The organism is uncultured Winogradskyella sp. (genome assembly GCF_947495255.1).
Classification (GTDB): Bacteria; Bacteroidota; Bacteroidia; order Flavobacteriales; family Flavobacteriaceae; genus Winogradskyella.
Window position 1 is genome coordinate 168738 of sequence record NZ_CANLYI010000002.1, and the last position, 13711, is coordinate 182448.

Below are 13711 nucleotides of genomic sequence, written 5' to 3' on the forward strand. Positions count from 1 at the left end.
ATGCAAAGTTACGAAATTCTTAAAAACTGATTTGTTAATTACAAAACTATTAACGATTAAGCTTATAGTAATAAAATGCCGGCAAAAGTAAAATTAACCCAATCGGCTGAATTAAGAATCGTCTAATATTAAAGAATAAGTAATAGTCTTCTTGCCTGGGATTAATAACAAAATATAAAAACGGTATCAACAATAATATAAAGGCTGTAGTAAAAATTATTACCGAGAACTTTACGATACTATCATCCTTAAAAATTAAATAAAGAACACCCAACGAAATAATTGTATTTAACACAAATCTTAGGGTTGTAAATAATACCAGTTTGGCTATTTCTCTTCTTGGACTATCCATATATAAATAGTCGCTCTCAAAAAATGTTAAATATGGATCGTAGAATAATACGTTTTCAAAAGCTCTAATTAAAACTAAGCATAGTAGCAAAATCCCAATGATTATATAAGTTAAAACCTTATTCATCTAACATTTTGTTTTGAGAAAATCGATTCACCCAAACCATCCAAAGTAAAAATACCGTTCCGTAAATTAACATAGGGAAAATAACGTTATGTAAAATTTCTTTTCGCCATGGATAATGATATAAACCTATTGACAGAATGACAATTCTAAAAAGGTTGAATGCATAAATAATAATACTACCAGCTAACCCATATAAAATTGTGGTTTTCAATTTACCTGCAAAAGCGACGATAAACGACAAGAACATAATAATAATACTAATTGCATTGCAACCCTCAATAACACGAGCAACGTATTTTCCATTAATAATAATTTTCATGGAAGGCTCGTTAGGGTGAGGCAAAACATTAGCGTCATAAACTACTCCATTTAGTAAGGCATTTGTTTGTTGTGCGACTAAGTTTGTTAAATAATCTGGATAGAACTTAGAACCATCTGACATATTTAAATACACATTATAACCAATAGTTAAAACTCCGTAAACTGTCAAAAACGTGACTATAAAGCGAATAACGGATTTATATTTTACTAAAAGTGATTTCAATTAATATGTTATTAGTTTGATGTTAAATTTATAAAAACAGTAATTTAAAATAGCGCATTTTAGATACTTTTACCAAAATTTTTTTATACCAATGAATTTACAAAACCTAAAACCTGAAATAAAAAAGATTGCAACACGAGAGAACCTTAGTGTTGACGAACGACTATTAAAAATTTGTGAAGTCCTAGAAGCAAATGTAAGTTATTACAATTGGGTTGGATTTTACTTTAAAAATGGCAACAAAAACGAATTAAAACTGGGGCCTTATGTTGGTGAACCTACAGATCATGTTATTATTCCGTTTGGCAAAGGTATCTGCGGCCAAGTTGCCGTAAGTAATGAGAATTTTGTTGTGCCTGATGTTGCTGCCCAAGATAATTATATTGCTTGCAGTATAACGGTTAAAGCCGAAATTGTAATTCCTATTTTTGTGAATGGCGAAAATATTGGACAAATAGATATTGACTCTAGCACACCTGACCCATTTACAGAAGCTGATGAGCGATTTTTAGAATTTATTTGTAAGGAAGTTGCTTCTATCTACAATTAATAATTCACAAGAATAGGTATAGAAATAAAGACAAATTACATTCCTGTTCTAATAGCTTCTACAGGGTCTAACCTAGAAGCTGTTAAAGCAGGAATAACACCAGATATCAAACCTATAATAGAAGAAATAAAGAAACCTAAAAGCATATTTTGAGGCGAGAGTACAAATTCAAAATCTTCTGTAAGACTACTTCCTATTATGGTTCCTATCCAGACTAAAAACAAACCAACAAGACCACCAACTACGGCGAGAATTACAGCTTCAAATAAAAATTGAAATAAAATAAATTTATTCTTAGCACCAAGTGATTTCTGTATACCAATAAGATTAGTACGTTCCTTAACACTCACAAACATAATATTTGCAATTCCGAAGCCTCCTACTAATAAAGAAAAGCCACTAATAACCCAACCTATTAGGTTTAACATTCCTAACATTTCATCAATAGCACCTTGTAAACCCGCAATTATATTGACAAAAAATGTATCTATTTCATCTGCCTTTAAGCCACGTTTGTTTCTTAAAATTTGTGTCACTTCGGCTTTTAATCCGTCGATATCAGCATCTTTTTTAGGCTTTATTATGACAATATGCATGTTGTTTGGATTGTTGTCTCCAAATCTATTTCTAACATAATTGGCTGGCAGAAAAATAGAAACATCGTTACTATCTCCTAACAAACCAGATCCTTCTTTTTTCACAACACCAATAACCGTAAATTTTTGTCCGTAAAGACGTACCTTTTTACCAATAGGCTCAAAATCACCAAATAAAGATTTTGCAATTTCCGAACCAATAACCACTACTGCTTTACCTGAATTCGATTCAGATTCGTTATAAAACCGACCTTTTTCAAATTCTAAAACTTGGATATCTGTAAATTCACTAGAAACCACGACGGTATTAACACCACTTACTAATTCAGATTCGTATCTTATATTCTCGCGTTTCACACCTAATTGAAAAGCAACATGCTTAGCTTCAGACAAAGACGATTTTAAGCTTTTATACTCGTTATAAGAAATTGGATCAAATGTTTCACGTTGCCAACGTGGCACATCAGTTGGACCAAAAGACCTATTTACCACATACATGGTATTACTATCTAAAGAACTCAATTGAGAGGTTATTGTTTTATCAAGAGAATCTACTGCTGCTAAAACTGCAATAATTGAAAAGATACCAACCGTTACACCTAAAAGTGACAAGAATGTTCTAAGTTTATTATTTCGAAGTGCATTAATTGCAAACGAAAAACTCTCTTTTAATAAGCGTAAGTAGACCAGCATTTAAGTGTTGTTTTTATTACGTTTTAATCTTGAATTTTCACTTTTTAAACCCTGTAAAAAGCAAACAAAATTTCAACAATTTAAAGATAGGACGTTTTCAACAATTTATTGTTACAAAAAACTTAAAGAAACTACATTTCTCACTAAGCTTTTCTTTGTGAATATACGTATTTTTGCCGCATCTAAAACACAACACAACATTATGAGTAACAAAACCATTTCATCTGCACTAATTTCGGTATTTAGTAAAGATGGATTAGCACCAATCGTTAAAAAATTAAACGACTTAAACGTCACAATTTATTCTACAGGAGGAACCGAAAAGTTCATTAAAGATTTAGGAATTGACGTTGTACCAGTAGAAGACGTAACGTCTTACCCTTCAATACTTGGTGGTCGCGTTAAAACCCTTCACCCTAAAGTATTTGGCGGCATTTTAAATCGCCAAAATCACGATGGTGATGTTGCCGAATTAAAAGAATTTGACATTCCTCAAATAGATGTAGTCATTGTAGATTTATACCCTTTTGAAAAGACTGTTGCATCTGGAGCAAGTAACCAAGATATTATTGAAAAAATTGATATTGGAGGCATTTCTTTAATTAGAGCTGCGGCTAAGAATTATGCAGATGTTACTTGTGTATCATCAGTTGATGATTATACGGAATTTTTAGAATTACTAGAAAGTAAAAACGGAGAAACATCTGAAGACGATAGAAGACAATTTGCTGCAAAAGCATTTAATGTATCTTCTCATTATGATTCTGCGATTTTTAATTACTTCAACAAAAACAATGAAATTCCGTCATTAAAAATTTCTGAAAATAACGGTAAAGTATTGCGTTATGGCGAAAACCCACACCAAAAAGGATTCTTCTTTGGTGACTTTGATAAGATTTTCACAAAACTTCATGGTAAAGAATTAAGCTATAACAACCTGTTAGACGTTGATGCAGCTGTAAACTTAATGTTAGAATTTAAAAACGACGCACCAACTTTTGCGGTTTTAAAACACAACAACGCTTGTGGCTTAGCTCAACGCGACACTTTACACCAAGCTTATGTAGATGCATTGGCTGGTGATCCTGTTTCGGCTTTTGGAGGTGTATTAATCGGTAATACAGAAATTGATTTGACTACAGCAGAAGAGATTCATAAATTATTCTGTGAAGTCGTTATTGCTCCATCATTTTCTCCTGAAGCTTTAGAAATTTTAAAAGGAAAGAAAAATAGAATTCTTTTAATTTTAAAAGATATTGAAATGCCACAAACCAATGTTAGAAGTTGTTTAAATGGTGTTTTAGTTCAAGATAGAAATAACGTCACTGATACACTTGAAGGTTTAAAAGCAGTTACAAAGACAATAGCAACTACTGAAGAATTAGATGATTTAATATTTGCTTCAAAAATTTGTAAACACACAAAATCAAATACAATTGTTCTTGTAAAAAACAGACAATTGTGTGCAAGTGGCACTGGACAAACAAGTAGAGTTGATGCCTTAAACCAGGCGATACACAAAGCGCAATCATTTAAATTTGATTTAAAAGGTTCTGTTATGGCAAGTGATGCTTTTTTCCCTTTTCCAGATTGTGTAGAAATTGCTGATAACGCAGGTATTACTGCTGTAATTCAACCAGGAGGTTCTATAAAAGACCAATTAAGTATTGATTATTGTAATGAAAACAATATAGCTATGGTAATGACAGGCACACGTCATTTTAAGCATTAAAAACTTCATTTTAGAACCCAAAATTGAGATAAAAATCATCTTAATTTTGGGTTCTTTTTTTTTACCACAGCCCTTAACTCATTTCTAGTTTTAAAAAAGTGTAAGAAAAAACAAAAAAAATTGAGCAATAAACATCTATAATCATTTAAATAGCGTATATTTTACTACTTTTACAGATAGTCTTATAAAAGAAGACAAGAATAACCCAAATAATTAAGAATAGCACATGGGATTTTTTGATTTCCTAACGGAAGAAATAGCCATAGATTTAGGAACCGCAAATACACTGATAATCCACAATGACAAAGTTGTTGTTGACAATCCATCTATAGTAGCAAGAGACCGCATTAGCGGAAAAATCATAGCAGTTGGTAAAGAAGCCAACATGATGCAAGGAAAAACGCACGAAAACATTAAAACAATTCGTCCATTAAAAGATGGTGTAATTGCAGATTTTGATGCATCCGAGCAAATGATAAGCATGTTTATTAAAAACATTCCTGCTTTAAAGAAGAAATTCTTTAATCCTGCTTTGCGTATGGTTGTTTGTATTCCTTCTGGAATTACGGAAGTAGAAATGCGAGCTGTAAAAGAATCTTGTGAACGTGTTAACGGAAAAGAAGTTTATTTAATACACGAGCCAATGGCAGCTGCGATTGGTATTGGTGTAGATATTATGCAACCAAAAGGAAATATGATTGTTGATATAGGTGGTGGAACTACCGAAATCGCAGTAATTGCTCTTGGTGGCATTGTTTGTGATAAATCTGTAAAAGTTGCAGGTGATGTTTTTACAAACGATATTATCTATTACATGAGAACACAGCATAACTTATATGTTGGTGATAGAACAGCTGAAAAAATTAAAATACAAATTGGCGCAGCCACTGAAGATTTAGAATTACCTCCAGAAGACATGAGTGTTCAAGGTCGTGATTTATTAACAGGAAAGCCAAAACAAGTTCAGATTTCATTCCGTGAAATTGCTAAAGCATTAGATAAATCTATTTTACGAATTGAAGATTCTGTAATGGAAACTTTATCTCAAACACCTCCAGAATTAGCTGCAGATATTTATAACACTGGTATTTATTTAGCAGGTGGTGGATCTATGCTTAGAGGCTTAGACAAACGTCTTTCTCAAAAAACAGATTTACCTGTTTATATTGCAGAAGACCCTTTAAGAGCTGTTGTAAGAGGTACAGGTATTGTGCTTAAAAACTTACCAAAATACAAAAGCGTATTGATTAAATAAGCCCTAAATAATGCAACAAATTTTCAATTTTGTTATAAGAAACAAAACCTTTCTGTTGTTTTTATTGCTTTTTAGTATTGCCTTAGCTTTAACGATTCAATCGCATTCTTATCATAGGAGTAAATTCATAAATTCAGCCAATTTTTTAACTGGTGGTGTTTATGGTACTATGAATTCTGTGGATCAATATTTTAATTTAAAGGTAGAAAATGAAATTCTCGCAAAGGAGAACAAACTACTAAGAGAACAAATTTTTAATAAACTATCACAAACTGACTCTTCTTACATTGATAGTACATATTCAAAAGGACAATATAGAGTAACCATTGCTGACGTTTATAAAAATAGTTATTCAGCATCAAATAATATTCTTACTTTAAACAAAGGACAAAAGCACAATATAAAAGAAGACTTTGGTGTAATGACATCAAATGGAATTGTTGGTATCATCGATAATACATCTAATAATTACTCTACAGTAATATCTATTTTAAACACAAAAAATAGTATTAATGCTAAATTAAAATCATCCAATCACATTGGCTCTCTAACTTGGAATGCGCAATCACCAAATATTGTGCAATTAGAAGATGTTTCACAGTATGCACCTGTAAAAATTGGTGACACCATTGAAACTGGTGGTGAATCTTCAATTTTCCCAAAAGGAATTGGTATTGGTACAATTTCTGATTTTGAAAGTGATATTAGTGGTGACACATACACCATTCAGGTTAAATTGTTTAATGACATGACCAACCTTGGTACGGTTTATATTATAGAAAATTTAAACCGAACTGAAGTACTTAACCTAGAAAACAGTAGTAATGAATAACGTTATAGGCTTAAATACAATTCGGTTTATCATATTGCTTTTATTACAAGTGATGATTTGTAATCATATAGACCTTTTTGGTTATATCAATCCTTACATATATATCATATTCATTTTTCTTTTCCCTATAAAGGACGAGCGACTAGTTTTACTATTAACAAGTTTCCTATTAGGTATGCTAGTTGATTTATTCTCAGATTCTGGAGGCGTACATGCAGCTGCAGCTGTATCATTAGCTTATGCAAGACCTGTACTATTAAAAAGTTCTTTTGGAATGTTATACGAACATCACAGTATAAAATTTAGCACAACAGATTTAGGAAGTCTCATTGGCTATATAACCATCGGTACTTTCATTCATCACTTCATATTATTTTCACTCGAAATATTTAACATTTCCAACATACTTTTAATCCTCAAGAAGACGTTATTTTCTAGTATTTTTACAATAATACTTAGTGTATTAATTATAATTCTATTTAGCCGAAATAAAAAATGAGAAAACTATTACTTCTAACAACTGTTATTCTTGTTGGTCTTGTTTTTATTGCGCGTCTATTTTATCTTCAAGTTTACAACAGTGATGCCTACGATATTTTTGAAGATACTGCAATAAGAAAAGAGTATAACTATCCTAAAAGAGGTTACGTTTATGACAGAAACGGAAAACTTTTAGTTGCTAATCAGCCTTCTTATGATGTCATGGTTATTCCCAGAGAAGTTTCACCTTTAGACTCCATAGAGCTTGAAGAGTTTTGTAGTTTATTAAAAATAACTAAAGAAGATTACGAAAATAAATTAAGTAAAGCCAAAAATTACTCTTACAGATTACCATCACCTTTTGTGCCGCAACTTTCAAAAAAAGATTATGCTGTACTTCAAGAAAAAATGCGAAAATTTGAAGGCTTTTATATTCAGAAACGTTCACTTAGATCTTACCAAACTAATATTGGCGCAAATGTACTTGGTGACCTTGGAGAGGTGAACCGAAGAATAATTAAACGTCAACCCTATTACAAATTGGGTGATTTAATTGGTAAACAAGGTATAGAATTATCTTATGAAGATGTTTTACGCGGTGTAAAAGGTATTAAGTTTATACAGAAAGACAGACATAATAAAAATATTGGACCATATAAAGATGGAATTTTTGACACTTTACCTAAACCAGGAAAAGACATTACAATTACTATCGACTCCGAATTACAAGCTTATGGTGAATTATTAATGAAACATAAGCGTGGCGGAATTGTTGCCATTGACCCTCAAACTGGAGAAATATTAGCGATGGTAACTGGACCTAGTTATAATCCTAATTTGTTAGTTGGTAGAGAACGTAACAAAAATTTCAGCAGACTATTTAGAGACACTATTAACATGCCTACTTTTGACCGAGGTTTACAAGCTCAATATCCTCCTGGTTCACCTTTTAAAGTTATAAATGCATTGATTGGTTTACAAGAAGAAGTTGTTGATGTCGATGATAAATTCACATGTCGAATGGGCTATTATTATGGCAGCAGAAGACTTACAGGTTGTCACCATCATAGAAGTCCTGTTGATATGAATGCAGGAATCGCCCAATCATGTAATGCTTATTTTGTAAATGTATATCGTCGTATCGTAGATAAATATGATGATGCAGGAAAAGGCATGAACATATGGGCAGATCATGCTAAAAGTTTTGGATTAGGTAATTACCTCAATAATGATTTATCAGTAGGTAGAAAAGGACGAATTCCTGATGGAAATTATTATGATGGACAATATGGAGATAATCGTTGGGGATCTACTTACATTGTATCTAATGCTATTGGACAAGGTGAAGTTGAGGCGACACCTATACAGTTAGCAAATATGGCTGCAGCTATTGGTAATCGTGGTTATTATTACACACCTCACATTATAAAAAATATAGAAGGTGATTCAATTCCAAAAAAATTCAAAACACCTAATTATACCACAATAGACAAACGTCATTTTGAACCTGTAGTACAAGGTATGTTTGATGTATTTAACAAAGGAACTGCGCAATCTTTAAGAGTGCCTGGTATAGAAATTTGTGGAAAAACGGGAACCGCAGAAAACTTCGTAAAAATAGATAGCATAAAAACACAACTTACAGATCATTCTATATTCGTAGCTTTTGCTCCAAAAGATAACCCAAAAATTGCCATCGCTGTTTTTGTAGAAAATGGATATTGGGGAAGTCGTTTTGCAGGAAGAATGGCAAGTTTAATGATTGAAAAATATATTAAAGGTCATATTACAAGAACAGATTTAGAAGATTGGATTTTAACGCATAGTCTCGAAAACGAATACAAAAAACCTTATTCTGGAGAACCTTTTAAAATTAATGGGGAAACAACACTTCAGGTCATTGATAAAAATGCAGTTGAAGTTATTAATGGAAATCAAAATTTTAAAGATTAATGCTGAGAGAAAATCATAGAGGTTTTAAATTCGATTGGATAACTATAGTATTATTTCTACTTCTTGTTGTTTTTGGGTACCTTAATATTTTGTCAGCTTCGCATGTTGGTGAGATTACAAGTTATTTTGATGCTTCTCAATTATATGGTAAACATTTAATTTTTGTTGGATTAACCTTTGTACTTATCGTTCTCATTCTTTCTGTTGAAGCTAAGTTCTATGAACGGTTTGCAAGTGTCATTTACATTATTGCAATGATAGCATTAGTTGGTCTGTTTATTTTTGGTAAAGATGTAAATGGCGCACGCTCTTGGTATGGTATTGGTAGCATGACTTTACAACCAAGTGAATTTGCAAAATTCGCAACAGCTTTAGCAGTAGCTAAATTTATTAGTGATCTTGAAACTAATATGAAAACAGTAAAAGATCAACTGAAGGTAACAGCTATTATTGTAATACCTGCTTTGCTTATTTTACTACAGAATGATGCTGGTAGCACCATTGTTTATCTCGCCTTTTTCTTTGTGTTTTATCGTGAAGGTTTACAACAAGTTTATCTAATAATAGCCTTATCATTAATAGTGCTAGCAGTACTTGGTCTAAAATTTGGAGTATTAATTACGGCTATAATTGCAACACTAGTACTTATAAGTGTTTATTTTTTTAAGAGGAAAAATAAAGGTTCAATATTTCAATATATAATTGCACTAATTATTTGTATAGGCTTTTCGTATGGTGTGAAATTATTCTATGAACATGGACTAAAACCTCACCAACAAAACAGAATTAGCCTTTGGTTACGATTAGAAAAAGATCCGGTGAAATTAGAACGCATGAAAAAAGCAGAAGCCTACAATCTTATTCAGTCTGAACAAGCTATTAGCTCGGGAGGTGTCTCAGGAAAAGGCTTTTTACAAGGCACAAGAACCACTGGTAAATTTGTACCAGAACAACACACAGATTATATTTTTAGTACAGTTGGGGAAGAATGGGGATTTTTAGGAACAAGCCTCGTTGTTTTAACCTTTGTACTTTTAATAATTAGAATTCTTTATTTAGCTGAAGCTCAAAAATCGCAATTTAGCCGTGTGTATGGTTATGGTGTGGCTTCTATTCTATTTGTTCACTTTACCATTAATATTGGTATGGTTATGGGATTAATACCAACCGTTGGTATTCCACTACCCTTTTTTAGTTATGGTGGCTCCGGACTTTGGGGTTTTACCATTCTACTCTTTATTTTTGTTAAGTTAGATAGTAATAAGATTAATGAGTGGTAAATAAAAAAGACCGCTTTATCAGCAGTCTTTTTTATTTTAAATTCTAAAATGAAATCTATTACTTCAAACTAGCTAAACTCGCTTTTATCGTTTCAATCTTAGCCAAAGCATCCGCTTCTTTCTTTTTCTCAGAAGCGACTACTTGTTCTGGTGCACCTGCAACAAAACGCTCGTTCGATAATTTCTTTTGAACAGATTTTAAAAAGCCTTCCGTATATTTTAATTCTTCCGTTAGCTTTTCAATTTCAGCTTCAATATCAATACTTCCTTCCATAGGAATAAAGTATTCGTTAGATTTTACTCTGTAAGTTAAAGCACCTTCGACAGCTTCTGTTACGTATTCAAAACTCTCCAAATTTCCTAATTTAGAAATAACAGCATCAAACGTCGTATTTACGCTTTCGTTATTTACTACTGAAAATCCAATGGCATCTTTAAAGGCTATATTCTTTTGTTTTCTTATGTTTCTTACTCCTGAAATTACTTCTGAAGCAAATTCAAATTCTGAAATCAAAGTTTCATTAATTGGTTTTGCTTCTGGCCATTTAGAAACAATTAAAGCCTCTTCTGGTGTTCTATCACTTATAGTTTGCCAGATTTCTTCTGTGATAAATGGCATAAATGGATGAGCAACTTTTAAAATATCTTCAAAAATTGCCATAACAGCATTGTACGTTTTTGAATCTATAGGCTGTTGGTAAGCTGGTTTTACAACCTCTAACAACCAAGATGCAAAATCATCATTTATTAACTTATAGATTGCCATTATTGCATCAGACAATCTGTATTTACTAAAGTGATCTTCTATTTCTAAAAGTACTTTCTGAAATTTAGACTCAAACCATTCTAAAGCTATTTTACTAGATTGTGGTTGTTCAATATCTACAACTTCCCATAAATTAGTTAAATAGAACGCAGACCAAATTTTATTACCTAAGCTTTTTCCTTGTTGACAAAGGGCTTCATCAAACATTAAATCGTTTCCGGCAGCCGAGCTTAATAACAAACCAACACGTACACCATCTGCACTATAATCTTCAATTAATTTTAAAGCATCTGGAGAGTTCCCTAAAGACTTAGACATTTTTCGTCTTTGCTTATCTCTAACTAAACCTGTTAAGTAAACATTTTCAAAAGGTTTTTCGTCTCTATACTCGTAACCTGCAACAATCATTCGTGCAACCCAGAAGAATAAAATATCTGGACCTGTCACCAAATCATTAGTTGGGTAGTAATATTTGATTTCTTCGTTTTCAGGGTTTCTAATACCATCAAAAACACTCATTGGCCACAACCATGAACTAAACCAAGTATCTAGTGCATCTGTATCTTGTTTTAAGTCTTCTAATTTTAAAGCTGAATTGTTAGTCTTCTCTTGAGCTAATTTTAAAGCGGCTTCAATAGTTTCTGCAACTACAAAATCTTCTTTTCCGTCGCCATAGAAATAGGCCGGAATTTGTTGTCCCCAAAGTAACTGACGTGAGATATTCCAATCGCGAATATTCTCCATCCAGTGACGATAAGTGTTTTCAAATTTCTTCGGAAACAGTTTTACATCACCTGTTTTTAAAACGGCATCAATAGCAGGTTTTGCTAAATCTTCCATTTTTAAGAACCATTGGTCACTTAATCTTGGTTCAATAACAGCTTTAGTTCGTTCTGAAGTTCCTACTTTATTAATATGATTTTCAGTTTTAACTAAAATTCCTGCTTCTTCTAATTCTTTAGTAATTGCTTTTCTTACGACAAAACGATCTTGACCTTCGTAATGCATCCCAAAGCTATTTAAACTAGCATCTTCATTAAAAATATCTATAACTTCTAATTGATGCTTATCTCCTAAAACCTTGTCATTCTCATCGTGTGCTGGTGTAACTTTCAAACATCCTGTACCAAACTCTACATCTACATATTCATCTTCTATAATAGGAATAACACGTCCACAAATAGGAACAATCGCTTTCTTACCTTTTAAATGTGTAAATCGTTCGTCATTAGGATTAATGCAAATAGCGGTATCACCAAAAATGGTTTCTGGTCTTGTAGTTGCAATGGTTAATTTCTCATCGCTACCTTCAACTTTATATTCTAAATAATAAAGTAAACCTTGCTTTTCAACATGGATTACTTCTTCATCAGATAACGTTGTTTTAGCTTCCGGATCCCAATTCACCATACGGTATCCTCTGTAAATTAAACCTTTGCTGTATAAATCAACAAATACTTTAATTACAGATTCAGACATATCATCGTCCATGGTGAACTTCGTTCTGTCCCAATCACAAGAACAACCCAATTTTTTCAGCTGCTCTAAGATTACGCCTCCATACTCTTCTGTCCATTCCCAAGCGTGCTCTAAAAACTCTTCGCGTGTTAAGTCATTTTTATCAATCCCTTGTGCTTTCAATTTAGCAACAACCTTAGCTTCTGTAGCAATAGAAGCATGATCCGTACCGGGTACCCAACAAGCATTTTTACCCAATAAACGTGCTCTTCTTATTAACACATCTTGAATAGTATTGTTTAACATATGACCCATATGCAAAATTCCTGTAACATTTGGTGGCGGAATTACAATGGTATAAGGTTCTCTATCATCTGGTGTAGAATGAAAGTATTTATGTTCCATCCAGTAGTCGTACCACTTATTCTCTACTGATAATGCATTATATTTTAATGGGATGTCCATGTTTGGTATTGTTTTTGTAATATAACTGACAAAAGTACTTATAATTCCTATTTCGAAAAATTATTAGAGTAACAATATATATACAGAAACCATAAATTCTGTTAAATACAAGGTATTACGTCTAATAAATTTTGTTTGGAATGAAAAAGTAACTAGTTTTGAATAATCAATTTTAAAATAAAAATGATGAAAAATTTATTTGCAGTATTATTTGTAGGTCTAATGACTATAGGAGCTTTTGCACAAGAAACAAAAGCAAAAATAGAATTTAAGACTGATGTGATCGATTACGGTACTATTGAAAAAGGTGCTGATGGAAAAAGAACATTTGAGTTTACTAACACTGGTGATGCTCCTTTAGTTATTACTAATGCAAAGTCAACTTGCGGTTGTACAGTTCCTAGCTGGCCAAAAGAAGCAATCTTACCAGGAGAATCTGGTACGATCGTTGTAAAATATAACACAAGCAGATTAAACAAAATCGCAAAAACGATAACAGTTTATTCTAATGCAGAAACGCCAACTGTAGCTCTTAGAATTAAGGGTATGGTTGTAGACCCTAATAAGACAAGTGTTTTAGAAAAGAAAAGTAAAAGTTTGATTGAAGAATAATCAATACATACTTAAAA

Annotated in this window: 12 protein-coding genes; 8 read left to right on the forward strand and 4 right to left on the reverse strand. The window is 32.2% G+C overall.

Features of this window, described 5'->3' with window-relative positions; genetic code table 11:
• Positions 1-49: 49 nt before the first annotated feature.
• Positions 50-478, reverse strand: coding sequence for an exosortase F system-associated protein (locus Q0807_RS03460; protein WP_299106412.1), 429 nt, complete (start codon positions 476-478; stop codon positions 50-52).
• Complete coding sequence (gene xrtF / locus Q0807_RS03465) at positions 471-1022, reverse strand: exosortase family protein XrtF (RefSeq protein WP_299106414.1); 552 nt, start codon at positions 1020-1022, stop codon at positions 471-473. Before xrtF ends, Q0807_RS03460 begins: the two co-directional genes overlap by 8 nt.
• Before the next feature lie 91 nt (positions 1023-1113).
• Between xrtF and Q0807_RS03470 the strand changes: the two genes are divergently transcribed.
• Complete coding sequence (locus Q0807_RS03470) at positions 1114-1572, forward strand: GAF domain-containing protein (protein ID WP_299106416.1); 459 nt, start codon at positions 1114-1116, stop codon at positions 1570-1572.
• A 35-nt stretch (positions 1573-1607) separates the two neighbouring features.
• On the opposite strand, the gene Q0807_RS03475 is transcribed toward Q0807_RS03470, so the two are convergent.
• Positions 1608-2861, reverse strand: coding sequence for an ABC transporter permease (locus Q0807_RS03475; RefSeq protein WP_299106417.1), 1254 nt, complete (start codon positions 2859-2861; stop codon positions 1608-1610).
• A gap of 202 nt (positions 2862-3063) precedes the next feature.
• On the opposite strand from Q0807_RS03475, the gene purH reads away from it, so the two are divergent.
• The 6 genes from purH (at position 3064) to rodA (ending at position 10393) form a co-directional block, all read left to right on the forward strand.
• A complete protein-coding gene (gene purH / locus Q0807_RS03480; protein WP_299106419.1) occupies positions 3064-4593 on the forward strand; it encodes a bifunctional phosphoribosylaminoimidazolecarboxamide formyltransferase/IMP cyclohydrolase in 1530 nt (509 codons plus the stop codon).
• A gap of 226 nt (positions 4594-4819) precedes the next feature.
• Positions 4820-5848 carry a rod shape-determining protein gene (locus tag Q0807_RS03485; RefSeq protein WP_092444594.1) on the forward strand — a complete coding sequence of 343 codons (1029 nt, stop codon included), beginning with the start codon at positions 4820-4822 and terminating at the stop codon, positions 5846-5848.
• A gap of 10 nt (positions 5849-5858) precedes the next feature.
• Positions 5859-6680 (forward strand): rod shape-determining protein MreC, encoded by an 822-nt coding sequence (gene mreC, locus Q0807_RS03490; protein ID WP_299106426.1) that lies wholly within the window; start codon positions 5859-5861, stop codon positions 6678-6680.
• A complete protein-coding gene (locus tag Q0807_RS03495; protein ID WP_299106428.1) occupies positions 6673-7179 on the forward strand; it encodes a rod shape-determining protein MreD in 507 nt (168 codons plus the stop codon). Before mreC ends, Q0807_RS03495 begins: the two co-directional genes overlap by 8 nt.
• A complete protein-coding gene (mrdA, locus tag Q0807_RS03500) occupies positions 7176-9113 on the forward strand; it encodes a penicillin-binding protein 2 (RefSeq protein WP_299106430.1) in 1938 nt (645 codons plus the stop codon). Before Q0807_RS03495 ends, mrdA begins: the two co-directional genes overlap by 4 nt.
• On the forward strand, positions 9113-10393 hold the full coding sequence (gene rodA, locus Q0807_RS03505) for a rod shape-determining protein RodA (RefSeq protein WP_299106433.1): 1281 nt from the start codon (positions 9113-9115) through the stop codon (positions 10391-10393). Before mrdA ends, rodA begins: the two co-directional genes overlap by 1 nt.
• 58 nt (positions 10394-10451) lie before the next feature.
• On the opposite strand, the gene Q0807_RS03510 is transcribed toward rodA, so the two are convergent.
• Positions 10452-13082 (reverse strand): valine--tRNA ligase, encoded by a 2631-nt coding sequence (locus Q0807_RS03510; protein ID WP_299106436.1) that lies wholly within the window; start codon positions 13080-13082, stop codon positions 10452-10454.
• A gap of 186 nt (positions 13083-13268) precedes the next feature.
• Between Q0807_RS03510 and Q0807_RS03515 the strand changes: the two genes are divergently transcribed.
• Entirely contained in the window at positions 13269-13694 is a 426-nt protein-coding gene (locus Q0807_RS03515; RefSeq protein WP_299106439.1) for a DUF1573 domain-containing protein, read from the forward strand.
• Positions 13695-13711 lie beyond the last annotated feature (17 nt).